General features: G+C 74.9%; 20 protein-coding genes. 14 read left to right on the plus strand and 6 right to left on the minus strand.

Translation table 11 applies throughout. From position 1 onward, the window contains the following. The first annotated feature begins 65 nt into the window (after positions 1–65). From KIN34_RS15995 to rny, 6 genes are all read left to right on the plus strand, one after another. On the plus strand, positions 66–299 hold the full coding sequence (locus KIN34_RS15995) for a DUF3046 domain-containing protein (protein ID WP_214352941.1): 234 nt from the start codon (positions 66–68) through the stop codon (positions 297–299). Then, the gene (locus tag KIN34_RS16000) at positions 296–2,596 is read left to right on the plus strand and encodes an alkaline phosphatase family protein (RefSeq protein WP_214352942.1); all 2,301 of its coding nucleotides are present in this window, start codon (positions 296–298) and stop codon (positions 2,594–2,596) included. Before KIN34_RS15995 ends, KIN34_RS16000 begins: the two co-directional genes overlap by 4 nt. Then, positions 2,593–3,417, plus strand: a complete 825-nt coding sequence (locus tag KIN34_RS16005; RefSeq protein WP_214352943.1) for an MBL fold metallo-hydrolase — start codon at positions 2,593–2,595, stop codon at positions 3,415–3,417. Before KIN34_RS16000 ends, KIN34_RS16005 begins: the two co-directional genes overlap by 4 nt. A gap of 254 nt (positions 3,418–3,671) precedes the next feature. After that, on the plus strand, positions 3,672–4,712 hold the full coding sequence (gene recA, locus KIN34_RS16010; RefSeq protein ID WP_214352944.1) for a recombinase RecA: 1,041 nt from the start codon (positions 3,672–3,674) through the stop codon (positions 4,710–4,712). Between the two features lie 5 nt (positions 4,713–4,717). Further along, positions 4,718–5,314, plus strand: a complete 597-nt coding sequence (locus KIN34_RS16015; RefSeq protein ID WP_214352945.1) for a regulatory protein RecX — start codon at positions 4,718–4,720, stop codon at positions 5,312–5,314. 191 nt (positions 5,315–5,505) lie between these two features. Continuing rightward, complete coding sequence (gene rny / locus KIN34_RS16020; protein ID WP_214352946.1) at positions 5,506–7,038, plus strand: ribonuclease Y; 1,533 nt, start codon at positions 5,506–5,508, stop codon at positions 7,036–7,038. A gap of 37 nt (positions 7,039–7,075) precedes the next feature. Here rny and KIN34_RS16025 read toward each other — a convergent pair whose 3' ends face one another. The 4 genes from KIN34_RS16025 to KIN34_RS16040 form a co-directional block, all read right to left on the minus strand. Next, entirely contained in the window at positions 7,076–7,942 is an 867-nt protein-coding gene (locus tag KIN34_RS16025; RefSeq protein WP_214352947.1) for an amino acid ABC transporter permease, read from the minus strand. Further along, positions 7,939–8,613: an amino acid ABC transporter permease gene (locus KIN34_RS16030; protein WP_214352949.1), complete on the minus strand. Its 675-nt coding sequence runs from the start codon at positions 8,611–8,613 to the stop codon at positions 7,939–7,941. Before KIN34_RS16030 ends, KIN34_RS16025 begins: the two co-directional genes overlap by 4 nt. 98 nt (positions 8,614–8,711) lie before the next feature. Next, positions 8,712–9,563 carry a glutamate ABC transporter substrate-binding protein gene (locus tag KIN34_RS16035; RefSeq protein WP_214352951.1) on the minus strand — a complete coding sequence of 284 codons (852 nt, stop codon included), beginning with the start codon at positions 9,561–9,563 and terminating at the stop codon, positions 8,712–8,714. Positions 9,564–9,643: 80 nt separating this feature from the next. Then, positions 9,644–10,426 (minus strand): amino acid ABC transporter ATP-binding protein, encoded by a 783-nt coding sequence (locus KIN34_RS16040; protein ID WP_214352953.1) that lies wholly within the window; start codon positions 10,424–10,426, stop codon positions 9,644–9,646. 123 nt (positions 10,427–10,549) lie between these two features. Between KIN34_RS16040 and miaB the strand changes: the two genes are divergently transcribed. Both miaB and KIN34_RS16050 read left to right on the plus strand, forming a co-directional pair. Beyond that, positions 10,550–12,181: a tRNA (N6-isopentenyl adenosine(37)-C2)-methylthiotransferase MiaB gene (gene miaB, locus KIN34_RS16045; RefSeq protein WP_214352955.1), complete on the plus strand. Its 1,632-nt coding sequence runs from the start codon at positions 10,550–10,552 to the stop codon at positions 12,179–12,181. A 142-nt stretch (positions 12,182–12,323) separates the two neighbouring features. Beyond that, positions 12,324–15,104, plus strand: a complete 2,781-nt coding sequence (locus tag KIN34_RS16050) for an alpha/beta hydrolase (protein ID WP_214352957.1) — start codon at positions 12,324–12,326, stop codon at positions 15,102–15,104. Between the two features lie 34 nt (positions 15,105–15,138). On the opposite strand, the gene KIN34_RS16055 is transcribed toward KIN34_RS16050, so the two are convergent. Both KIN34_RS16055 and KIN34_RS16060 read right to left on the minus strand, forming a co-directional pair. After that, positions 15,139–15,666, minus strand: coding sequence for a type III secretion system chaperone family protein (locus KIN34_RS16055; RefSeq protein WP_214352959.1), 528 nt, complete (start codon positions 15,664–15,666; stop codon positions 15,139–15,141). After that, positions 15,663–16,262, minus strand: coding sequence for a type III secretion system chaperone family protein (locus KIN34_RS16060; protein WP_214352961.1), 600 nt, complete (start codon positions 16,260–16,262; stop codon positions 15,663–15,665). Before KIN34_RS16060 ends, KIN34_RS16055 begins: the two co-directional genes overlap by 4 nt. A 192-nt stretch (positions 16,263–16,454) precedes the next feature. Here KIN34_RS16060 and KIN34_RS16065 point away from each other — a divergent pair, with 192 nt between their 5' ends. From KIN34_RS16065 to dapF, 6 genes are all read left to right on the plus strand, one after another. Further along, the gene (locus KIN34_RS16065) at positions 16,455–16,961 is read left to right on the plus strand and encodes a YbjN domain-containing protein (RefSeq protein ID WP_214352963.1); all 507 of its coding nucleotides are present in this window, start codon (positions 16,455–16,457) and stop codon (positions 16,959–16,961) included. Further along, positions 16,958–19,045 (plus strand): HSP90 family protein, encoded by a 2,088-nt coding sequence (locus KIN34_RS16070; protein WP_214352965.1) that lies wholly within the window; start codon positions 16,958–16,960, stop codon positions 19,043–19,045. The genes KIN34_RS16065 and KIN34_RS16070 overlap by 4 nt, the downstream gene beginning before the upstream one ends. Beyond that, positions 19,042–21,000 carry a hypothetical protein gene (locus KIN34_RS16075; RefSeq protein ID WP_214352967.1) on the plus strand — a complete coding sequence of 653 codons (1,959 nt, stop codon included), beginning with the start codon at positions 19,042–19,044 and terminating at the stop codon, positions 20,998–21,000. The genes KIN34_RS16070 and KIN34_RS16075 overlap by 4 nt, the downstream gene beginning before the upstream one ends. Positions 21,001–21,095: 95 nt before the next feature. Then, positions 21,096–21,959: a class III extradiol ring-cleavage dioxygenase family protein gene (locus KIN34_RS16080; RefSeq protein ID WP_214352968.1), complete on the plus strand. Its 864-nt coding sequence runs from the start codon at positions 21,096–21,098 to the stop codon at positions 21,957–21,959. Then, on the plus strand, positions 21,956–22,933 hold the full coding sequence (gene miaA, locus KIN34_RS16085) for a tRNA (adenosine(37)-N6)-dimethylallyltransferase MiaA (RefSeq protein WP_214352969.1): 978 nt from the start codon (positions 21,956–21,958) through the stop codon (positions 22,931–22,933). Before KIN34_RS16080 ends, miaA begins: the two co-directional genes overlap by 4 nt. Beyond that, positions 22,930–23,919 (plus strand): diaminopimelate epimerase, encoded by a 990-nt coding sequence (dapF, locus tag KIN34_RS16090; RefSeq protein ID WP_214352970.1) that lies wholly within the window; start codon positions 22,930–22,932, stop codon positions 23,917–23,919. The genes miaA and dapF overlap by 4 nt, the downstream gene beginning before the upstream one ends. The last annotated feature ends 9 nt before the right edge of the window (positions 23,920–23,928 follow it).

The following is a 23,928-nucleotide window of genomic DNA, read 5'->3' on the forward strand; positions in this document are numbered from 1 at the left end:
GCCCACACGCGCCGGGTCGCGACCCGGCGAGCGCTCGTGACGGTGGTGCGTGCGAGGCTGTGCGCGTGAGGTACAGCGAGTTCTGGGAACTGGTCGACGAGGTGCTCGGCAGCGCGGCCGGGCGCGAGCTCGTCGCGACGCTCGCGCTGGGGTCGCTCGACAACCGCACCGCCGCCGCCGCGCTCGAGGACGGCGAGGAGCCGCGGGCGGTCTGGCACGCGCTGTGCGACGAGCTGGAGCTGCCGGAGAGCCGGCGCTGGGGGAGTGACCTGCGCCGTCCCGCCCCGCCGCGCCGATGACCGGGTCCGCGCCCTCCGTGCCGGGACCGTTGCGCGCGCGGGCCGCGGCGTGGCGTCCCACCCTCGGCGACGTCGGGGACGCCGCGCTCGGCCTGGTCACGACGGCGGTCGGGCTGGGTGTCGCGGTCGCCGTCGTGCCGGGCGTGCGGACCGACGGCTTCGCGGGTGTCCTGGTCGCCGCGGTCCTGGTCTTCCTGGGCGACCTCGCGGTCCGCGCGCCGCTGCGCGCCCTGGCGCGCGTGGTCGGTGCCATGGGGGCGCTCGCGCTCGGCCTGCTGGTGCAGCTCGTCATCGCGTGGGTCTCGCTCGCCGTCGTGCCGGGCGTCGCGGTGGACGACGCCTGGTCGGTGCTCGCGGTCGTCGTCATCGCCGCGATCGTCATGGCGCTCGGTCGCTGGCTCATCGGGGCCAACGACTCCGACTACGTCGTGGCGGACGTGCTGCGGCGTGCGCGGCGCAAGGCACGCCGTCGTGCGGCGGTGCTCGGCGCGCCCGCAGCCGCCCCCACCACCGACCCGACCACTCAGCCGACCACTCACCCCGATCTCGACCGACGGCCCGCGGGCCTGCTCGTCGTGCAGCTCGACGGCGTCGGGGCGGGGGTGCTGCGCGAGGCGGTCGAGGCGGGGCTCGCCCCGACGATGCAACGCTGGATCGACGGCGGCACCCACCGGCTCGAGACGTGGTGGGCGCGGGTGCCCTCGACCACCCCCGCGAGCCAGGCCGGGCTCCTGCACGGCGACTCGACGCAGATCCCCGCGTTCCGCTGGTGGGACCGCGGGCTCGGCCGGCTCGTCGTGACGAACCACCCGGCCGACGCGGCGCTCGTGGAGGAGCGGCTCACCTCGGGTGCCGGCCTGCTCGCCGGCGGCGGGACGGCGGTCTCCACGATGTTCACGGGTGACGCTGCCCAGGCGTACGTCGTGATGAGCCGCACGCGCTCGCGGGGCGCGGACGGCACGGGCGGGCTCGGCCCGGGGCCCGACTTCGTCCGCTTCTTCGCGAGCCCGTTCGTCCTCGCGCGGGCGGTCTCGCTGACGCTCGGGGAGATGGTCAAGGAGCTCTACCAGGCGCACCGCCAGCGCGTGCGCGACGTGCGGCCGCGCATCTCGCGTGCCGGCTGGTACGTCCTCCTGCGCGGCGTCACGAACGTGCTCATGCGGGACCTGTGCACCTCGCTGGTGGCCGAGGCGGTCGTCCGTGGCGACCCGACGGTCTACGTCGACCTCGTCGACTACGACGAGATCGCGCACCACGCGGGACCGTCGCGACCGGAGTCGCTCCGGGCCCTCGAAGGGCTCGACCGCGTCCTGCGCACGCTCGAGCAGGCGGTCGCCGTGGCGCCCCGCGACTACCGCGTGGTGGTGCTGTCCGACCACGGCCAGGCGCTCGGTGCGACCTTCGAGCAGGTGGAGGGCCGCAGCCTGCTCGACACGGTCCGTGACCTCATGGACGAGCCGCACGCGAAGGGTGTCGAGAGCGGCACGGGCGAGGACTGGGGCCCGCTGAATGCGCTCGTGACGAGCGTCGTCGGGACCGGTGGGAGCCGTGCGCTCGGGCCGGACGCGGCGCCGGGCTCGGGCCGCGCGCCTCGCGCGAGCGGGGACGGGCCGGGGGAGGAGCCGCCCGAGGTGGTGTCGGTCGCGTCGGGCAACCTCGGCCTGGTCTGGTTCCCGCGCTGCGACCACCGGCTGGCGCTGGAGGAGCTCGAGGAGCGCTGGCCCGGCCTGGTCGCGGGCCTCGCCGCCCGCCCCGCGATCGGTGCCGTGGTGGTCGACACGCGCTCGCGAGGCCTGGTCGCGTTCGGGCCGCGGGGCTTCGTCGCGCTGGAGCCGGCGAACGGACCGTCGTCGGAGCCGGCGGCAGGGCCGGGCGGTTCGGTGCACGACGAGGGCGAGGACCCCCTCGCGGCGTTCGGACCGCGGGCACGGGCCGACCTCGCGCGTGCCGCGCGCCTGCCCCACACGGGGGACCTGCTGCTGGTCTCCGCCGTCACCCCCGCCGGGCACGTGCATGCCTTCGAGGACCAGGTCGGGTCGCACGGTGGCATCGGCGGCGCGCAGAACGCCGCGCTGCTGCTGCACCCGGTCGACTGGCCGGTGGACGACGACCTGCGGGCACCGGTCGGCGACGACGCGCTGCTGGTGGGGGCGGAGTCGGTGCACGCCCAGCTCGTGCGCTGGGCCACGGCGGCCGGGCTGCGCGACGGGGTGCCCGTCGCCGTCCGGCGGGACGCGGACGGGACCGGTCCGGTGGCCCCGGCCGGTGAGGAGCCGTCGGTGCGGACGGGGCCGTGACGACGGAGCGGTCCGCAGGGCTGACGGTGCGGTGGCTCGGCCACGCGAGCGTCGTGCTGGACCTGCCGGCGCGCGACGAGGCGGGCCGCGCCCGGTCGGTGCGCGTCCTGACGGACCCGCTGCTGCGCCGCCACGCGGGGCTCCTGCGCCGGCGCGGCGCGGCGCCGCGCCGCGAGGACTGGACGGGTGCGGACGTCGCGCTCGTCTCGCACCTGCACCACGACCACGCCGAGCTCGGCTCGCTCGAGCTGCTCGCGGGCGTCCCCGTCGTGAGCGCCCCGGCGAACGCCCACTGGCTGCGGGCGCACGGCGTGGCGGGCGTGGGCGTCGCCGAGGGCACGGGCTGGACCGTGCCGGGCACGGACGTGCGGGTGGTGCCGGTCGCCGCGGTGCACGGCGACCGGCCGATGCCGCACCGGCCCAACGCGGCGGTGGGGTTCGTGCTCGTGGCGGGCGACCTGCGGGTGTGGTTCGCGGGCGACACGGCGCCGTACGCGGGCATGGCGCACCTCACGGAGGTGGCCGGCGGCCCCGTCGACCTGGCCCTCCTCCCCGTGGGCGGCTGGGGGCCGCGGCTGTCCGGCGGCCACATGGACCCGGTCCAGGCCGCACGCGTCGTCGCGACCGTGGGCGCGCGCTGGGCCGTGCCGGTGCACTGGGGCACGCTGCACGCTCCCGTCTCGCGGCACCTGCCGCCGGGCTGGATGAACGCGGCGGGGCCGGCGTTCGCGGCGGCGGTGCAGCGCGAGGACGTGGCCTGCGGCGTGCACGTCCTGGCGCCGGGCGGTGCCGTGACGCTCCCGGTCGGTCCGCGGGACTGAGCCCGCTCCGTCCGTCGGTCGGAGCGCACGCGGCGTGTCGGTGCCGATCGAACGTCTGTTCGCCTATGGTGTTCCTGGGTGACGACGAACGTCGCGCCGGCCGGTCTCCGGACCCCGCTCCCGAGCGGGTCCTCCACAGACGGCAGGCGTCACGGTCGGTGTGTCGGTGGTCGGGCATAGCGTCACCCACGACGAGAAGACCAGCCCCCGCAGGCGCAGCGCGACGGACGCTGCTCGACACGAAGGTGGACACCATGCCCGCTCCGCAGGATCGCGAGAAGGCCCTCGAGGCCGCCCTGTCCCAGATCGACCGCCAGTTCGGCAAGGGGTCGATCATGCGCCTCGGCGACGACGGCCGTGCGCCCGTCGAGGTGATCCCCACCGGCTCGATCGCGCTGGACGTCGCGCTCGGCATCGGCGGGCTCCCGCGCGGCCGCGTCGTCGAGATCTACGGCCCCGAGTCCTCGGGAAAGACGACCGTCGCGCTGCACGCGGTGGCGAACGCGCAGCGCGCCGGCGGCATCGCGGCGTTCATCGACGCCGAGCACGCGCTCGACCCCGAGTACGCCAAGAAGCTGGGCGTGGACACCGATGCGCTGCTCGTCTCCCAGCCGGACACGGGTGAGCAGGCGCTCGAGATCATGGACATGCTGATCCGCTCGGGCGCGATCGACATCATCGTCATCGACTCGGTCGCCGCGCTCGTGCCCAAGGCCGAGATCGAGGGCGAGATGGGAGACAGCCACGTCGGTCTCCAGGCCCGTCTGATGTCGCAGGCGCTGCGCAAGATCACCGGTGCGCTCAACTCCTCCGGCACCACGGCCATCTTCATCAACCAGCTCCGCGAGAAGATCGGCGTGTTCTTCGGCTCGCCGGAGACGACGACCGGTGGCAAGGCGCTGAAGTTCTACGCGTCGGTGCGCATGGACATCCGCCGCATCGAGACCCTCAAGGAGGGCACCGAGGCGGTCGGCAACCGCACGCGCGTCAAGGTCGTGAAGAACAAGATGTCGCCGCCGTTCAAGCAGGCGGAGTTCGACATCCTGTACGGCGTCGGGATCTCGCGTGAGGGCTCGCTGATCGACATGGGTGTGGAGCACGGCTTCGTGCGCAAGTCCGGCGCCTGGTTCACCTACGAGGGGGACCAGCTCGGCCAGGGCAAGGAGAACGCGCGCAAGTTCCTGCGGGACAACCCGGACCTGGCGGAGGAGCTCGACAAGAAGATCAAGGAGAAGCTCGGCATCGGGGCGCGGGTCGACGCCCCGGCTGAGCCTGCCGCGGCGGTCGACTTCTGACGTCCGTGGCCGGAGCACCGCGTCGTCGCCGCGGCTCGTCGCACGTCGACGAGCCGCCGGCGACGGGCTCGGCTGCGGTCGACGCGGAGCCGGACCCCGAGTCCGTGGCGCGTGCGATCGCGCTGCGCCAGCTGACGGCGGCGCCGCGCAGCCGAGCCCAGCTCGCCGAGGCGATGGCTCGTCGCGACGTCCCGGAGGAGGTCGCGGACCGGGTGCTGGACCGGTTCACCGAGGTGGGTCTCATCGACGACGCCGAGTACGCGCGCATGGTCGTGCGGACCCGGCACGCCGAACGGGGGTTGTCCCGCCGGGCGATCGCGATGGAGCTGCGGCGCAAGGGCGTGCTCGAGGAGGACGCGGCCCCGGCGCTGGAGCAGATCGACACGGACGACGAGGAGTCGGCGGCGCGGGCTCTGGTCCGCCGCAAGCTGCGCACGACCGGAGGCCTCGACACCGCGACCCGGATGCGTCGCACGCAGGGTGCGCTCGGGCGCAAGGGGTACCCACCAGGACTGGTGGCGCGGCTGGTCCGCGAGGAGCTCGCTCTCGAAGGGGTCGACCCCGAGGACGACGGTCTCGGTGCGGAGGACGTCGAGCAGTAGGCCGACGTGCAGTAGGCCGACGTGCAGCGGCGCGCTGGTGGTGGCCTGGCCCGGTCCGAGCGCGAGGTGCGCGACAATGGGCGCGCCCGGGCGCGGCGTGCGCGGGCCAGGAGGCGGTGTCGGGCGCCGGTGGGCGCTCAGGGCCGGTGGACGGCGAGCGCCGTCGGTCGGCCCGACGATCGGAGGAGCGCGTGGACGGCAGCGGGGTCGCAACGGTCGTCGCGCTGCTCGGGGCCTGCCTCGTCGCCCTCCTCCTGGTGCTGCTCGCACGCCGCGAGGCCGCGGTCCAGCGCGAGCAGGCGGCGCGCGACGTCGCCGAGATCAAGGACGAGGCCCGGGCGATGCTCGCCGAGGCCGAACGGCGCGAGCAGCGGGCGCGCGAGCGCGAGCAGGCCGCGGCGGCCGAGCAGGCGCACGCGACGGACCTCGCCAAGCGTGCCCGCGAGCACGAGCGCACCGCGGCGGAGACCGACCGGGCGGCCGAGCGGACGCTGGCCGCGGCGGAGCGTTCCGCGGCCGAGCAGCTCGCCCGCGCGACGCAGGAGGCGCGGGAGACCGTCGAGCGCGCCGAGACACAGGCCCGCACGGAGCTCGAGGCGGCGAGCGGCCTCACGGCGGACGACGCGCGGGCCGAGCTCACGCGCCGGATCACCGACCAGGCGCAGAACGACGCGGCCTCCGCGGTGCGGCGCGCGGAGTCGCAGGCGCGGCGTACGGCGGAGGCGCGTGCCCGCCGGATCGTGGCGACCGCGGTCCAGCGGACCGCGGTGCCGACGAGCGCCCAGTCGGCGCTCACGGTCCTGGCGCTGCCGTCGGACGAGATGAAGGGCCGGATCATCGGCAAGGAGGGGCGCAACATCCGCCACTTCGAGGCCTTGACCGGGGTGAACGTGCTGGTCGACGAGCAGCCGGACTCGGTCGTGCTGTCCTGCTTCGACGCCGAGCGCCGCGAGGTCGCGCAGATCGCGCTCGAGGCGCTCATGGCGGACGGCCGGATCCACCCGCAGCGGATCGAGGCGGCGTACGCCGAGGCGCTCGCCGGCGCCGACGAGCGGGCCGTGGCGGCGGGGCACGACGCCGCCGAGCGGGCGGGCGTCACGGGCCTGCACCCGACGCTCGTGCGCACGCTCGGACGGCTGCGGCTGCGCACCTCCTACGGCCAGAACGTGCTCGAGCACCTGGTCGAGTGCGCCGACCTGGCGAGCGTCGTGGCGGCGGAGCTCGGCGCCGACGTCGCGACCGCCCGGCGCGGGGCGTTCCTGCACGACATCGGCAAGGCGCTCACGCACGAGATCGCCGGCACGCACGCGATGATCGGCGCGGACCTCGCCCGCCGGCACGGGGAGAGCGAGGACGTGGTGAACGCGATCGCGGCGCACCACGACGAGGTGCGGTGCGAGACGGTCGAGGCGGTGCTGGTGCAGGTCGCCGACGCGATCTCCGCGGCGCGGCCGGGCGCTCGACGCCAGGAGCTGGACCAGTACATCGAGCGCATGGACAAGCTCGAGAGCCTGGTCACGGCCCACCAGGGCGTGCGACGGGCGCTCGCCATGTCGGCCGGGCGTGAGGTGCGCGTGGTCGTCGAGCCGTCGGAGGTCGACGACTACGCGCTGCCGCAGCTCGCCGTCGCGATCGCCCGGCACATCGAGGCCGACCTGACCTACCCGGGCGAGATCAAGGTGACCGTCGTCCGCGAGATCCGGGCGAGCGCGACTGCCGGCTGACTCGACCGCCTCGCGTCCCGGGCGAGGCGCCCCGTCGTCAGCTCGTCGCCGTCTCGACGGCCATGCTCGGAGCCTCGACCCGCGCACGGCCCGCGGTGCGGCGGCCCACCCGGCCGGCGAGCGCCTCGGCCACGCGGGTGAGGAGCCAGTTGATCAGGATGAAGACCAGCGCCGCGATGACCAGGGACTGCAGGATGTTGCCGTTCCCGGAACCGAAGCGACGCGCCGCCGACAGCAACTCGGGGTAGGTGACGATCGCCCCGAGAGCGGTGTCCTTGAGGATCACGACGAGCTGGCTCGCGATCGCGGGCAGCATCGCGATGAGGGCCTGCGGCACCTCGACCAGGCGCAGCGACTGCGGGCGACGGAGCCCGATCGCGAGCGCGGCCTCGCGCTGGCCCCTCGGCAGGTTGTGCACGCCGGAGCGGACGAGCTCGGCGAACACGGCGCCGTTGTAGAGCGTGAGTCCGAGGACCACGGAGACGAGCGGCACGTCGGGCGGGCTGATGAGGTCCAGCCGGGGGAGCGCCATGTAGAAGAACACCATCATGATCAGCACGGGCACGGCGCGGAAGAACTCGACGACGCCCCCGGCCAGCCACCGCACGGTCCGCGAGGCAGAGAGCCTGCCGAGCCCGAACACGAACCCGAAGATCCCGGCGGTCACGATGGAGAGCCCCGCTGCGACCAGCGTCTGCTTCAGGCCCGGCAGGAAGAAGTTCTGCCAGGCGTTCGCGGTGAACAGCGGCTTCCACAGCGCGGCGTCGAGCTGGCCCTTCTCGTTCAGCAGGACGAGCGCGTAGGCCCCGATGCCGGCGACGACGATCGTCGCGACCAGGTTGACCCAGACCATCCGCCGTCGGGCGCGAGGTCCGGGTGCGTCGAAGAGCACGGAGCCGCTCATCGGGCCACCGACCAGCGCCGGGACAGGCTCGTCGTCGCCAGGCCCATCGGCACGACGAGGATCACGAACCCGATCGCGAAGATGAGGAAGATCGCGACGATCACGTCCGGCCGGAACTCGATCATCTCGCGCATGAGCCCCGAGGTCTCGGCCACCGACCCGGCGGCGGCGACGGTCGAGTTCTTGGTCAGCGCGATGAGCACGTTGCCGAGCGGGGCCACCGCGCCGCGGAACGCCTGCGGGAGGATGACCAGGCGCGCGGACGCACCGAAGTCGAGCCCGATCGCGCGCGCGGCCTCGGCCTGGCCCACCGGCACGGTGTTGACCCCGGAGCGCAGCGCCTCGCACACGAACGCCGCGTGGTAGACGGTGAGCCCGAGGACCGAGAGCCAGAAGAAGTTGCGCTGGAAGTCCGACGACAGCGTGATCCCCAGCTGACCCCACAGGCCGAGCACGCAGAACACGATGATCACCGTGAGCGGGGTGTTCCGCAGGAGCGTCACGTACGTGGTGCCCGCCCACCGGAGGCTGGGCACGGGGGAGATGCGCATCACCGCGAGCAGCGTGCCGAGCACCATCGCGAAGATGGCGGCCCAGAACGTCAGCTGGATGTTGACCCAGAACGCGCCGAGCACGTCGAACTCGTCGAACAACGACCCGAAGTCGTCCACCGACCCTCCTGTCTGTCGCGGGTGCTGCGTGCGGGTGCCGCGTGGTCCGGCGGGCTCGTGCCGGCCGGACCACGCGGCGAGGCTGCGGCCCCCTCAGGTCACTCGCAGGCGGCCGGCTCCGGCGGGTTGAGGTCGGCGTTCGGCACGTAGCCGGAGGCGCCGACGTTGTCGTCGAGCGCCTTCTGCCAAGCGCCGTCGCCCAGCATCTTGGTGATCGCGTCGGTCACCGCCTGGCACCGGTCGGAGTCCTTCGGCATGCCGACCCCGTAGTTCTCCTCGGAGAACGGGTTGCCGACGACCTTGACCTTGCCCTCGTTGGCCGGGATCGACGCAAGGCCGGCCAGGATGATGTCGTCGGTCGTGACGGCGTCCACGGTGCCGGCGGTCAGGGCGGTCACGCACTCGCTGTACCCGGGCTGCTCGAGCAGGTTGGTCCCCGCGGCGTACTCGTCCTTGATGCGCTGCGCCGACGTCGACCCGGTCACCGAGCACAGGTTCTTGCCCTCGAGGTCCTCGGGGCCCGTGATCGTGGTGTCGTCCGCGGCGACCAGCAGGTCCTGACCGGCGACGAAGTACGGCCCGGCGAAGGAGACGACCTCCTTGCGCTCGTCGGTGATCGAGTAGGTCGCGAAGATCAGGTCGACCTGGCCGTTCTGCAGCATGGTCTCGCGCTGGGCGGACGGGGACTCGACGAACTCGATCTGGTCCTCGGTGTACCCGAGCTCGCCCGCGACGTACTTGGCGACGTCCACGTCGAAGCCCGTGTAGGTGTCGCCGTCCTTGAAGCCGAGGCCCGGCTGGTCGAACTTGATGCCGATCCGGATGGTGTCGCCACCACCACCGCCGCCGTCACCGGTGCCGCCGTCGCCCGGGTCGTCGTCGGACGAGCAGGCGGCGAGCGTGAGTGCTCCGGCCGCCACCATCGCGGCCGCCATGAGTCGAGTACGCATCTTCGGTCCCTTCGTGTCGGGTGTCTCAGGTGTCGTGCGGGAGTTCGGGTGTCGGGTACGGGGACGGGAACGCCGTGGGCCTAGTGGGTCAGGATCTTGGACAGGAAGTCGCGCGCCCGCGCGCTCGTCGGAGCGGTGAAGAACGCCTCGGGGTCCGCCTCCTCGACGATCTCGCCGGCGTCCATGAACACGACGCGGTGGGCCGCCCGGCGGGCGAACCCCATCTCGTGGGTGACGACGAGCATCGTCATGCCGTCGCGCGCCAGCCCGACCATCACGTCGAGGACCTCGTTGATCATCTCGGGGTCCAGGGCGGAGGTCGGCTCGTCGAACAGCATCACCTTGGGGCCCATGGCGAGCGCCCGGGCGATCGCGACGCGCTGCTGCTGCCCGCCGGACAGCTGCGCCGGCAGCTTCTCCGCCTGGTTGGCCACCCCGACGCGGTCGAGGAGCTCGAGCGCCCGCGCCTTCGCGGTCGCCTTCTTCTCGCCCTTCGCCTTGATCGGGCCGAGCGTGACGTTCTCGAGCACGGTCTTGTGGGCGAAGAGGTTGAAGGACTGGAAGACCATCCCCACCTCGGCGCGCAGGCGAGCCAGCTCGCGCCCTTCCTCGGGCAGCTGACGACCGTCGATCGTGATCGTGCCGGAGTCGATCGTCTCGAGCCGGTTGATCGTGCGGCACAAGGTGGACTTGCCGCTCCCGGACGGCCCGATGATCACCACGACCTCACCGCGCGCGACGGTCAGGTCGATGCTCTTGAGCACGTGGAGCTCGCCGAAGTGCTTGTCGACGCCACGCAGCTCGACGAGTGGCGCGCCCGTCGGGGAGCGCGTCGGTTCGGGTGCCGTCTCGACGTCCGCCATTGCACGAACCTAGGGGGAAATGTCCCGTTGCGCGAGCAGCGGGCCTGGTGAGCCGGGGTGCGGGGGCGGCGCCGGCCACCCTCGTCGCGGGGTGCGACCCCGGACGCCGTACCCTGGACGGCGATGTCCACGACCCTCGACCACGCCACCGGGACGACGAGCACGCCGACGGCCTCGTCGGCCCTCGCGCGTCCCGACGCCGGTGCGGGCGCCCTCGCGGGCGACGCGGGCGACGCGCCCCGCACGTACGTCGTCAAGACGCTCGGCTGCCAGATGAACGTGCACGACTCCGAGCACATGGCGGGCATGCTCGAGCAGGCGGGGTACGTCGCCGCCGGCCCCGAGCAGGCCGCCGCGGAGGACGCGGACGTCGTCGTGATCAACACGTGCGCCGTCCGGGAGAACGCCGCGGACAAGCTGTACGGCAACCTCGGCCGGCTCGCGGGTACCAAGCGGCAGCGCCCGGGTGGCATGCAGATCGCCGTGGGCGGCTGCCTGGCGCAGAAGGACCGCGCCGGGATCGTCGAGCGGGCTCCGTGGGTGGACGTCGTGTTCGGCACCCACAACCTCGACGTGCTCCCCGCGCTGCTGGAGCGCGCGCGGCACAACGCGTCCGCGCAGGTCGAGATCGAGGAGTCCCTGCAGGTCTTCCCCTCCACGCTGCCGACCCGCCGCGAGTCGGTCTACGCGGGCTGGGTGTCCATCAGCGTGGGCTGCAACAACACCTGCACGTTCTGCATCGTCCCGCACCTGCGCGGCAAGGAGCGGGACCGGCGGCCGGGCGAGATCCTCGCGGAGGTCGAGGCGCTCGTCGCGACCGGTGCCATCGAGGTCACGCTGCTGGGCCAGAACGTGAACTCCTACGGCGTCGGCTTCGGTGACCGAGGCGCCTTCGCCAAGCTCCTGCGCGCCGTCGGCGCGGTCGAGGGCCTCGAGCGCGTCCGGTTCACCTCGCCGCACCCGGCGGCGTTCACCGACGACGTCATCGCGGCGATGGCCGAGACCCCCGCGGTCATGCCCTCGCTGCACATGCCGCTGCAGTCCGGGTCGGACCGCGTGCTGCGCGCGATGCGACGCTCCTACCGGTCGGAGCGGTTCCTCGGCATCCTCGACCGGGTGCGCGCGCACATCCCGGACGCGGCGATCACCACGGACATCATCGTCGGCTTCCCGGGGGAGACCGACGACGACTTCGAGGACACGCTCCGCGTCGTCGAGGCCGCGCGCTTCTCGTCGGCCTTCACGTTCCAGTACTCGCAGCGGCCGGGGACGCCGGCGGCCGACCTGCCGGACCAGCTGCCCAAGGCGGTGGTCCAGGAGCGCTACGAGCGCCTGGTCGCGCTGCAGGAGCGGATCTGCGCCGAGGAGAACCGCGCGCAGGTGGGTCGCACGGTCGAAGTGCTGGTGTCCGAGGGCGGCGGCCGCAAGGACGACGCGACCCGTCGGCTGTCCGGCCGGGCCGCCGACAACCGGCTCGTGCACCTCGCGCTGCCGGACGGCCTGGCGCCGGCTGCCGCGCCGCGGCCCGGTGACCTGGTCACGGTGCAGGTGACGCACGGCGCGCCGCACCACCTCGTCGCGGACTCGGCGCTCGCGGGTGGGGCGTTCGTGGTCCGGCGCACGCGCGCGGGTGACGCGTGGGAGTCCCGGACCGCGTCCGACGGGCACGCGCACAGCGGGGCGGGCGCGTGCGGCTCCCCGGCCGGACCCGCCGGTCCGGTCAGCCTCGGCATGCCCACCCTGGGCACGCGCTGACCCACCGCGGAGCGCCCCCGGTGCCCGCGGGCGTCATCCCTGAGGCGGATCCTGCGTGTCGGCCCGCGCCGCTACTGTCGCGCTGCGGCCCGCGGTGGGCCGTTCGGCACGGTGTGCCGCCCGCCAGCAGGGGAGCTCGTCGATGCGGTTCAGGACCAGGGGGAGGGCGCTGCTCGGCGGCGCCGTGACGATCGGGGCGCTGCTCGCGGCGGGGCTCGGCCCGGCGGCAGGCGCGGAGCCGGAGCCGGGCGGGACGCGCGCGGCGTCGGGCGTGAGCGTGTCCAGCACGGGGGGCGCGGCCGGGCCGGGTGCGGTCGACCCGGGCGACGTGCGCGTCGCGCGGGACCGGACGGGGAGCACCGTGTCGTGGATCCCGTCGCGACCCGTCGGGTTCGGGGACGCGCGGGTCGAGTTCCGCGCGGGCGACGAGCTCCTGGGCGTCCCGGTACCGGTGGGGCCGGCGTACGTGCTGCGGGTGCCCGGCCGGTCCGACGTGCAGGCACAGGACGTCACCGTCACGCTCGGCACCCGGGTGCTGGCCGGCCCGGACAGCCCGGCCGCGGCACCGAGCGCGCGCACCTCGGTCCCGCCGGTCGAGGACGTCCTCCCGAGGGATCCGGGCACCCGTGGGACGTACTCGACCACGAGCTGGGAGTACCGGCTGCCGTCGGTCGCGCTCGCTGGGCTGCCGGCGAAGGTCGAGATGCTGGGCAAGGTCGTCGCGCCGACGCGCTTGGTGGGCGACCGGCCCGTGGTGCTCTTCCTGCACGGCCGGCACACCACCTGCTATCAGAAGGGCAGCGACGGTCTCTCGATCGACTGGCCGTGCCCGTCGGGGTGGAGCGCCATCCCGAGCCACCGCGGGTACGCGCAGGCCCAGCAGCTGCTCGCGAGCCAGGGCTACGTGACCGTCTCGATCTCGGCGAACGGCGTGAACGGGCAGGACGACGCGCTGCTCGACGCGGGAGCCGACGCGCGGGCCGCCCTGGTGCGTCGGCATCTCGACGTCCTCGCCGACTGGGACGCCGGACGGGGCGACGGCCCTGCCCAGCGCACGGCGCTCACCGGCCACCTGGCGATGCGCCGCGTGATGACGGTCGGGCACTCGCGGGGCGGCGAGGGCGTCCAGCGGGCCGCGCTCCAGACGCAGGCGGGGGACCGGTTCACCATCGCGGGTCAGGTGCTCGTGGCCCCGACGGACTTCGGCCAGCAGGTCGCGGTGGGCGTCCCGACGACGGTCCTCCTGCCGTACTGCGACGGCGACGTCTCCGACCTGCAGGGGCAGATGGTCGTCGACCAGGGTGCGCGCGTTGCGGCGGGCGACCGCGCGACGCGGTCGGCGGTCCTGGTCATGGGCGCGAACCACAACTACTTCAACTCGGAGTGGACGCCCGGCAGCGCCGCGGCGCCTGCGTGGGACGACTGGTGGAACGCGTCGGACGCGGTCTGCGGTGACGAGGCGCCGCAGCGGCTCTCCGCGGCGCAGCAGCGGGCGGTGGGGGCGACGTACGTCGCTGCTGCGGCCCGCACCTACCTCACCTCGGACACGTCGGCGCTGCCGCTGCTCGACGGCACGGCGGTCCGCGCGCCGTCCGCCGGCACGGCGGTCGTGCTCTCGCACGCGGTGGGCGGCCGCCGCAGCACGCTCGTCGTCCCCGGGGAGCGGGGGACGCTCACGGGACGTGGCGGCATGACGGTGACCCCGTGCGTCGGCGCACGCACGCCGGGCTCGGAGCTCGCACGATGCGGCCGCGACCTCGGCTCGCCGCACTGGACCCCGCAGTCCTGGTCCTGGGCGGGCCCGGCCGGCGAGCTCGTGCGGCTGAGCTGGACGGCCAAGGGCGCGACGGCGACGCTGCCGGTGACCACCGACCTGCGGTACCGCAGCCATCTCGACCTCCGGCTGGTCGCACCGCCGCAGTCGACGACGCCGAGCGTCGAGGTCGTGTTCCGCGACCGACGGGGCCGAGCGGTCGCCGCGCGGCCGGTGCGTCAGGCCGTGCCGCTCCCGACGCACGAGTCCGGCCACGAGTGGGCGCAGAACGTCCGGGTGCCCATCCCCGCCGGCGTCGACCGAGCGGCGCTCACCTCGATCTCCCTGCGCTCGACCTCGTCGACCGGGACGCTGCTCCTGCTCGACGCGAGCGCGGCTGCACGCGGCCTCGCGAGCTCGACCGCGACGGTCCGCTCGTTGCCGCGCATCGCGGTCCCGGCGACGACGACGATCGACGCGACCGGCTCGGGTGACGAGACCGTGACGGTCCGCGTGCCCGTGACCGGCACGGTGCGCGCCCCGGCGATCGTCGAGCTCATGGCGGCGGACTCCAGCGGGCGGGCGCAGCTCCACCGGGTGACGCTCCGTCCGGGCCAGCGAGCGCTGGAGGTGCCGGTCTCCTACGCCGGCGACGACGCGTACGCCGATGACGCCAGCGGCGTCCCTGCCTACGTCGTGGCCGTCCGTGCCGTGCGCAACGTGAGCGTCGACGACTACATCGGCGACGTCCAGGTGCGCTCGGGCGTACCGCGGCCGACGTTCTCGGTCGAGGCCGCGGCGGCGTCCGCGGGGCCCGGGGAGAGCCTGACGTGGCGCCTGCGGCTCAGCGGGCCGACGACGCAGGAGGTGTACGTGCCCATCAGGGCGGTCGTCCCCGACGGTGCCGAGCTGACGGTCGGTGACCTCCTGCCCGGGTGGGCGGCGGCCAACCTCCCCGCGGTCCTGCCCGCGAGCACGCCGCTGAGCGAGTCCGGGTTGAGGCTGCTGGTGGCGGTCCCCGCGTACGCGACCTCGGTCCTGGTCGAGGTCCCGATCCGGCAGGGCATCACGTTCACCGGCAGCCGGACGGTCGAGCTCGTGGCGAGCACCAAGCAGTTCGGGCCGCGGTCGCTCACTCTCGCCGGTACGGTCACGAGACCCGGTTCCTGAGCGCGGGCGGGGCCGCGCGCGCCGCGCGGCCCCGTCAGTTGTCGGGCACCTCCGGTGCCGGGCCGCCTGACGGCAGGGTGGCCTCGAGAGCCGCGAAGAGCTGGACGCCCGTGCCCAGGCCGCACGCGAGGATCTGCTCGAGCTGGGCGTCCGTGGCGCCCGGCTCGAAGTCGGCGGACACCTCGCTGTACAGCGCGAGCATGCCCTCCTCCTCGCGCACGTAGGCCTTGGGCCAGATGCGCTCGCGGTTCCAGTCGTTGAGCGCCAGACCGACGGCCGCGCGCTGCTCGAGCGGGAGCTGGCGGTGCCAGCGCCCGCGGATCTGGACGATCTCCGCGTGGTCACCGAGCAGCAGGAACCAGAACCGGCTGCCGTCCCAGGTGCCCGTGAGGTCGCCGTCCTCGTCGACCACGAACCGGTAGCCCTTGGTCAGCAGGTAGTCCCCGACGCGGTCGCGCGTGACGGGTGTGGGCTCCTGGGTGTCGGCCGGCGGGCGCTTGGTCGGCTTCGGGAGACCGCCGAGCACGCGCTGGAGCCAGCTCTGGCGGTTCTGCCCGCTCACGGCGCGCTCCCGGCGGGGTCGGGGTACTTCTCCTCGAGGGCGTCGAAGAACATGCTCCCGGTCGACAGCCCGCAGAACAGCAGCTGGGAGAGCTGCGCGTCGGTCGCGCCGTGCTCCAGGTCGGTCGCGACCTCGGAGACGACGTGCACGCGCCCGTTGTCCCGGACCCGGACGTAGGCCTTGGGCCAGATGCGGTCGGCGTTCCACTCGTTGCACAGGTCGAGCACCTCCTCGAGGCGCTCGATCGAGATCTCGCGGTGCCACTGCCCCCGTACCTGCAGGATCTCGGCACGCTCCCCGAACAGGAAGAAGTAGAACAGCCGACCGCGCCACAACCCGCCGAGGTCGCCGTCGTTGTCGACGAAGTAGCTGAACTGGTTCTCGCTCATCCACGCCGCGATGCGTGCCGGGCTCACCGGCGTGGGGTTGTCCGGCGCGGGCTCCGCGACGCCGAGCTCGCGGGCGAGCAGGCGGGCCACGCTCGCGTGCAGCTCCGAGTCGGTCGGCTCCGGGCCGACGCTCGTCGCCGTCTCGTCGTGCCGGCGCGCCCGCACGCGGCGCCACCACGGGCGGTGCGGTTCGTGCTGCGCGGCCATGGGCCGACACTACCCGCGCGCCCGCCGCGACGCCGGGAACGTCCGGCGTCCCACCCCGTGGGACATGTCCGGGTTCGGCACGGGTTGCCCCTCGCGCCCGGCCCCCGGGCGTTAGGGTCGACGGCGGCGCATGCGGCCCGCCCGGACGGGGCCGACCGTCGCGCCCGCCAACCGACGAGGAGGACGGTCCCGATGGGGTTCTTCAACAAGCCTGACGCGCTGCCGGACCAGCCGGGGGCCGCGCTCGCCCCGCTGAGCCACGACCGGATCACCGCGGTGCTCGACGCGCGTGGCTACAACTACGGCATCGACGACGACGGCGACATCGGCGGCATCTGGGACGACCACGTCTTCTACTTCCTGCGGATCGGCCAGGAGCAGGAGTACCTCCAGGTGCGCGGCCGCTGGTCCCGTCCCCTGTCCGCCTCGCACTACACGGCGGTCCTCGAGCTCGCCAACCAGTGGAACACCGACAAGGTCTTCCCCAAGACGTACGTGCGCGTCGAGGACGGCGAGCTCGGTGTCTACGCGGAGCACTCGGTGGACTACGAGAAGGGCGTGGCCGACGAGCAGATCGACCAGCACCTCGCGTGCGGCGTGTCGACCGCGCTCTCGTTCTTCGGCCTGCTCGACGAGCGGTTCCCCGAGGCGGTCGAGGAGCACCGCGTCCGGGCGCAGGCCGCGCGCGCCCCGGAGTGAGCGGGTCCGCCGCGGGAGGTGAGCCGGGCGCCCACGCGTTCCAGGTCGACCTGCGCGGTGTCGTCGACCTGCTCGCCCGGCACCTCTACTCCGGTCCGCGGGTGTACCTGCGGGAGCTCCTGCAGAACGGGGTCGACGCCATCACCGCGCGCCGGGCGGTCGATGCCGGGGCACCCGCGCGGGTGCGGCTGCGGCCGCTGCCCGGCGGGGGGCTCGAGGTCACCGACTCGGGCGTCGGGCTCACCCCGCAGGAGGCCCGCGACCTCCTCGCGACGATCGGTCGGTCGTCGAAGCGCGACCTCGACCTGGGCGTCGGCCGCGACGAGTTCCTGGGGCAGTTCGGCATCGGGCTGCTGTCCGCGTTCATGGTCGCGGAGAGCATCGAGCTCGTCTCGCGCTCCGCGGTGGACCCGACGGCACCGGCGGTGCGCTGGCGCGGCTTCGACGACGGCAGCTACACGCTGGACGTGCTGCCCGACGCGTCGGTCGAGCCGGGCTCGACCGTGCGGCTGCAGCCGCGCCGTGACGCCGAGCACTGGCTCGAGCCGGCGACGGTGGTGACGCTCGCCGAGGAGTTCGGCGGGCTGCTGCCCGTCGACGTCGCGGTCGAGGTGCCGCTGCACGCTCCCGGGCAGCCCGACGAGCCAGCGCACGGCGAGCAGGCCAACAGCGAGCAGGCCAACAGCGAGCGGGCGCACGACGAGCGGCAGCGCGTCTGGCGCCGGACGAGCGCGACCGAGCTCCCGTGGCGCGCCGCGCGGCCCGACGAGGACGCGGAGGACCGGGCCACGCGTCTCGCGGGCTACTGCGAGCGCACGTTCGGCTTCGTGCCGCTCGCGCACATCGACCTCGACGTCCCGGTCGCGGGCGTGAGCGGGGTCGCGTTCGTCCTCCCGCAGAGCGCCCCGGCGTCGTCGGCGGTGCACCGCGTGTACCTCAAGCGCATGCTCCTGGGCACGCGCGTGCCGCAGGTGCTGCCCGACTGGGCGTTCTTCGCGCGATGCGTGCTCGACGCGACCGCGCTCCGCCCGACGGCCTCGCGGGAGGCGCTCTACGAGGACGAGGTGCTCCTCGCCACGCGCGACGCCCTGGGTGCCGCGGTGCGGGCGTGGACGCTCGACACGTTGCGCGCGCGCTCGGCGCTCACCCGCCGCTTCGTCGACGCGCACCACCTCGCGCTGCGTGCGCTCGCGACGACGGACGACGACCTGCTCGACCTCGCGGCCGACGCGCTGCCGTACGAGACGACGGACGGGGTGCGCACGCTGACCGAGGTGCGCGAGGAGACGGGCGGCGTGGTCTACGCCTCCACCGTCGAGGAGTACCGCCGCATCGCCGCCGTGGCACGGGCGCAGGGCCTCGTCGTCGTGAACGCGGGGTACGTGTACGACGCGGACATCCTCGCGCGGCTGGCGCGCCGGCACCCGACCTGGGGCGTGCGCCCGCTCGGCGCGCAGGACGTCGCCCAGGTGCTGTCGACGCTGCCGCCGGTCCGCGAGATCGAGCTCGCGTCGTTCGTCGCGTCGACGAACGCGGTCCTCGAGCCGCTCGAGTGCGAGGTGCAGCTGCGCGAGTTCGAGCCGACGAGCCTGCCCGCGCTGCTCCTGCAGGACCGCGACGGCGAGCACCGGCGCACGCTCGCCCGCACGGTCGCCGAGGGGGACGACCTGTGGGGCGAGGTGCTCGCGGGCTTCGCCGAGGACGCGCAGCCTCGTCGGCTCGTGCTCAACTGCGCGAACCCCGTCGTCGGGCGCCTCGTGGACGCGCCGCCGGGCGAGGTCCGGGACGCGGGCGTGCGCTCGTTGTACGTCTCCGCGACGCTCCTGGCGGGCGAGCCGTTGCGCGCCCGCGACGCCGAGCTGATGAACGGGTCGCTCTCGGTGCTGCTCGAGGCGGGTCTGCCCGCCGTCACGTCCGAGACCGGCCGGGGACCCAGCGCGGACCCCGCCCCGGACCCCACCCCGGACCCCACCCCGGACCCCACGACTGACCCCACGACTGACCCCACGACTGACCCCACGACTGACCCCACGACTGACCGCGCCCCGAAGCCCACGCACGACCCCACGGAAGGACACCGGTGACCACGACCGTCGAGGCGGCGAACCGCGAGATCAGCCGGCTGCGTGACCTGCCGTACGGGCTCGCGCGGACGGCCGCGTTCGAGCAGCTCGTCGCGCGGCTCGAGGCGGAGGGTCCGGAGGCGGCGCGCGCGTACGGCTACGCGGGCCTCGTCGAGTCGCTCGTGTGGGGCCAGGAGGTGCAGAAGGCGTTCGTGCCGTTCACCCGCTGGCTGCGCTGGGCCGACGAGCACCCCGAGCACCTCGACGACGGCGACTGGCACCTGCTGCACTGGTCGTTCAAGTGGATGGTCTCCGACCTCATGGAGTACCCCTCGGTCTCGCGCGAGCAGATCGAGCGCACGCTCGCGGACATGGAGCGCCGGTACGCGCTCGCCGGCAACGGGATGAACGCGGTCCGTCACGAGCGGTTCCTGTGGGAGTGGAGCCGCGGCACGCCGGACGCCGCCGCCGCCTACGAGTCCTGGGTCACGACGCCGCGCGACGACTTCTCGCAGTGCGAGGCGTGCGAGCCCGGCGACCGGGCGTCGTACCTCTTCGACGCGGGCCGCACCGACGAGGGCATCCGGCTGCTCGAGGCGACGCTCCCGCAGGACCCGCGGTGCGCGACCGAGCCCGCGGACATGCTCTCGCTCCTGCAGCTCGCCTACCTGGACGCCGGTCGCTACGACGACGCCGCACGCACCTACCGGCGCGCGCTCGCCTCCCTGGACCAGGCGGAGGGCGGCATGGTGGGCGCGCGCGGCCGCCACGTCGTGTTCCTGCTGCGTGCCGGGCACCGCGAGCGCGCGCTCGCGCGGCTCGTGGCGGAGGGGGCGCTGCTGGTCGCGGCACCGACCCCGTGGCTGCGCCTCGTCTTCCTGCGCCAGGCCGCGGGCGTCACCGCCTGGTGGCGCACGCACGAGCCCGAGCGACCGGTCGCGATCGAGGGCGTGCCGGCCGGCACGGTCGCCGAGCTCGACGACTGGGTCCTGGCCCAGGCACGTGCCCTGACGAGCCAGTTCGACGAGCGCGACGGCACCGACGGCTCCGCCCGCGCGCTGGCGGAGGCGCTGGTGCTCGACGTGGTCACGGAGCCGGTCGACCTCACGGTGCTCGCGCTCGGCGGGCGGCGCGAGAGCGTCGCCCCGGCCGCCGACGGGCACGGGTCCGGACATGAGCCTGCCGGGACACGGGACGCCGGCCCGGCCGCCGACGGCACGTCGACGTCGCTCGACGACCGGCTGCGAGCGCTCTCGGCGAGCGCCGAGGACGCGTTCCGCCGCGGTGACCTCGCCGTCGCGGGCGAGGAGTACCAGCGCCTCGCCGTCGCGGCGCAGGACGGCGGGCTCCTGACCGCCGCGGGCATGGCGTACGCGGAGGCCGCGCGCTGTGCGCAGGAGCTGCACGACGAGGTGAGCGCGGGCTGGGCCTACGAGCAGGCGGTCGCGCTGCTGCGCGCGGGCGGCGCCGAGCCGCTCGTCGTGGCGGCCGTGGTCCGGGCGTGGGCGCCGGTCGCGGCCGAGCACGGCCGCGCCGAGGCGCTGCTCGACGAGCTCGCCCGCCTCGATGCCGCGCTCGGTGCCGAACCGGAAGCCGCGGCCGGCGGGGACGCACCCGACGAGGCGGCCACCGCGCTGCGGGCCGAGCGCGCGCGGCTGACCGACATCCGCGCGCGCACGCTCGCCACGCTGGGACGCGCCGAGGAGGCCGCCGGTCTCGCGGTGCAGGGCGCGGAGGCGTTCGCCGGCGTCGGCATGATCGCCTCGGCGTCGGACGCGTTCTGGCTGGCGGGACGGCTGCACCGCGACCTCGCGCAGGAGGACCGGGCGCTGTGGTGCCTGGAGTCCGCGGTCGAGGGCTTCGAGCTGGCGCGGGACCGGCAGCGCCGCGCGGGCGCCGCGGGCGACCTCATCACCCTGCTGCGGGCGCGGGGCCAGGACGGCCGTGCGGACGAGCTGGCGCGCAGCCTCGCCTGACGGGTCGACCACAGGCGGGCAGCCAGGTCGCAGGGCGGCCGCGCCGGGGACGGTCGGGTACGGGCGGCAGAGGTGCGGGCAGTACGGTCCTGCCTATGCTCGTCGCCGCCGTCCTGGTCCCGGACACCGCGCTGCTCGTCCCCGGGGTGGCGGGCCGCGCGGACGTCGCGGTGGACCTCCGGGCCGCGGTGCTGGACGCGCTGCGTGGCGCGCTGGACTCCGCGCCCGGCGCCGAGGTCGTCGTGGTCGCTCCCGCCGACGAGCGCCGGGTGCCGGCCGACGAGCGCCGGGCGCCGGCCGACCGGCACGAGCCCGTCGAGCTCGCCGGCTCCGTCACGGCGAGCCTGGCGGCGGCGGGGGTACCCGACGCGTTGCTCATCACCGTGCCGGTCGTCGAGCTCGCGGCGCCCCGCACCGGTCCGGAGCGACGGGGCGCTCGGCTGGTCGAGCGGCCACCCTCGGTCGCGAGCGCGGTGGCGCTCCACCTGCTCGTCGCCGCCGGCCGTACCTGCGCCGTGCGCGTCGTCGAGGTGCCACGGGCGCCGCGGGACACCGACGACACGGCCGGCACCTGGACCGAGCTCGGGCGGGACCTGGTCGCGGGTGACGAGGAGGTGGTGCTCGTCGTCGTCGGCTCCGGATCCGCGCGGCACGGACCGGACGCGCCGCTCGCGGAGGACCCGGACGCCGCAGCCGCCGACCACGCGATGGTCGGAGCCTTCGAGCAGCCCGACCCCGCCGCGCTCGCGGTGCTCGCCGAGACCCTCACGGCGCGCGACGCGACCCGCCTCGCGGTGTCCGGCTGGGCGCCGTGGCACGTCCTGGCGGGTGCCGTCGCGGCCGGGCCGGTGACGTCCGGTGCCGCCCCCGACGCGCGCTCCGCGGTGACGGCCGACGTCACGGCTCCCGTGCTCCTCGGCGCCCAGCACGTCGTCGGGACGTGGCGGGTGAGCGCATGACCGTGTCCCCGCCCGCCGGCCCCCTCGTCGTGACCGTCGTCGGGCCGACGGCGACCGGCAAGTCCGACCTGGCGCTCGAGCTCGCGCTGGCGCTGGGCGGCGAGGTGGTCAACGCCGACGCGCTGCAGCTGTACCGCGGGATGGACATCGGCACCGCCAAGCTCGCGCCGGACGAGCGCCGCGGGGTGCCCCACCACCTGCTCGACGTCCTGGACCCGGCGCAGGAGGCGTCGGTCGCGGACTACCAGCGGTGGGCCCGCGCGGCGATCGACGACTGCCACGCGCGCGGACGGCGTGTGGTCGCGGCCGGCGGGTCCGGCCTCTACGTGCGCGCGCTGCTGGACCACATGGAGTTCCCCGGCACCGACGCGCAGGTGCGGGCGGGCCTCGAGGATCGCGTCGAGGCGGAGGGCTCGCGGGCCCTGCACGACGAGCTCGCGCGCCTCGACCCTGAGGCCGCGGCGGCCATAGGCCCGCGCAACGCCCGTCGGATCGTGCGCGCCCTCGAGGTGATCGCCCTGACCGGCCGGCCCTACTCGTCGGCCCTCCCGCAGCACGTGTACGAGGTGCCGGCGGTGCAGATCGGGCTCGACTGCGACCGCGCGCTGCTCGACGAGCGCATCGCCGCCCGCACCGACCGCATGTACGACGCGGGGCTGGTCGAGGAGGTCGAGCGCCTCGTCGCGCACGGTTGGGGACGGACCGCGGCCCGCGCGGTGGGCTACGCCGAGGCCGTCGGGTTGCTGCGCGGCGAGCTGACGCCCGACGAGGCGCGCGCGGCGACGAGCGCCGGGACGCGGCGGCTCGCGCGCAAGCAGATGGGCTGGTTCGGTCGGGACCCGCGCGTGCACTGGCTGGACGCCCAGGACCCCGACCTCGTCGCGCGGGCGCTGGCGCTCGTCGCCCGGGCCGACCGTGGCGAGCTCGGCCCGGCGACGGACGACCCCGCGCCCCGCCGTAGTCTGGGCTCATGACCGTGACCGCCGGGACCTCGCCCACCGAGAGCTCGCACGCCGCGCCCGCCGCGAGCCCGACGCTGCACGTCACCAAGGGGCACGGCACGCAGAACGACTTCGTCCTGGTCGACGACCGCGACGGCGTGCTCGAGCTCGGCGCCACGCTCGTGCGGGCGCTCGCGGACCGCCGTGCCGGCGTGGGCGCCGACGGCGTGATCCGGCTCGTCGCAACGCAGCACGTCCCCGAGGGCGCGCCGCTGCTCGCCTCCGCACCGGACGCGCGCTGGTTCATGGACTACCGCAACGCCGACGGGTCGATCGCGGAGATGTGCGGCAACGGCGTGCGCGTGTTCGCGCTGTACCTGGACCGGCTCGGCCTGTGGCCCGACGGTGAGGAGCTCGCGGTCGGGACGCGCTCGGGGGTCATGCGGGTGCGCCGCGTCGCCGTGCCGGCCGGGGTCGACGACACGGCGTGGTTCGCGTTCGACATCGGGCGCTGGCACGTGCCCGGGGGAGCGGACGCCGTCGCCGCGGGGTTCGACGCGGAGGTCGCGGTCGCCGGGCTCGCCGTGGCCCGGCCGGCGCTCGGGATCGACGTGGGCAACCCGCACACGGTGCTCGCGCTGCGGGACGAGGCGGAGCTCGAGGCCGTCGACCTGACGCGCGCGCCACAGGTGCACCCCGTCCCGCCGCAGGGCAGCAACATCGAGCTCGTCGTGCCGCTGGGCGAGTCCGACGTCGACGGGCGCACGACCGCGCGCATCCGGATGCGCGTCCACGAGCGCGGCGTCGGCGAGACCCGCTCCTGCGGTACGGGAGCCGTCGCGGCCGCCATGGCCGTGCGGACGTGGGCGGGCGCCGGCGCGCCGGACGACTGGCTGGTGGACGTCCCGGGCGGCACGGTCCGCGTGCGCTCCCTGCCGGACGGCCGCGCCGAGCTCGCGGGACCGGCGGTGCTCGTGGGCGAGATGGACGTCGACCTCGCCGCGCTGCTCGACCGGTGACGGCGCGCG

This window comes from Cellulomonas fulva, from assembly GCF_018531375.1.
In the GTDB taxonomy this organism is placed as follows: Bacteria; Actinomycetota; Actinomycetes; order Actinomycetales; family Cellulomonadaceae; genus Cellulomonas; species Cellulomonas fulva.

Bases quoted from the DNA above. Each gene is read 5' to 3' on its own strand.
- KIN34_RS16000 (WP_214352942.1), top strand. From the start codon at position 296: ATGACCGGGTCCGCGCCCTCCGTGCCGGGACCGTTGCGCGCGCGGGCC.
- recA (WP_214352944.1), top strand. From the start codon at position 3,672: ATGCCCGCTCCGCAGGATCGCGAGAAGGCCCTCGAGGCCGCCCTGTCC.
- KIN34_RS16025 (WP_214352947.1), bottom strand. From the start codon at position 7,942: ATGAGCGGCTCCGTGCTCTTCGACGCACCCGGACCTCGCGCCCGACGG.
- KIN34_RS16035 (WP_214352951.1), bottom strand. From the start codon at position 9,563: ATGCGTACTCGACTCATGGCGGCCGCGATGGTGGCGGCCGGAGCACTC.
- KIN34_RS16040 (WP_214352953.1), bottom strand. From the start codon at position 10,426: ATGGCGGACGTCGAGACGGCACCCGAACCGACGCGCTCCCCGACGGGC.
- miaB (WP_214352955.1), top strand. From the start codon at position 10,550: ATGTCCACGACCCTCGACCACGCCACCGGGACGACGAGCACGCCGACG.
- KIN34_RS16050 (WP_214352957.1), top strand. From the start codon at position 12,324: ATGCGGTTCAGGACCAGGGGGAGGGCGCTGCTCGGCGGCGCCGTGACG.
- KIN34_RS16060 (WP_214352961.1), bottom strand. From the start codon at position 16,262: ATGGCCGCGCAGCACGAACCGCACCGCCCGTGGTGGCGCCGCGTGCGG.
- KIN34_RS16065 (WP_214352963.1), top strand. From the start codon at position 16,455: ATGGGGTTCTTCAACAAGCCTGACGCGCTGCCGGACCAGCCGGGGGCC.
- KIN34_RS16080 (WP_214352968.1), top strand. From the start codon at position 21,096: ATGCTCGTCGCCGCCGTCCTGGTCCCGGACACCGCGCTGCTCGTCCCC.
- miaA (WP_214352969.1), top strand. From the start codon at position 21,956: ATGACCGTGTCCCCGCCCGCCGGCCCCCTCGTCGTGACCGTCGTCGGG.
- dapF (WP_214352970.1), top strand. From the start codon at position 22,930: ATGACCGTGACCGCCGGGACCTCGCCCACCGAGAGCTCGCACGCCGCG.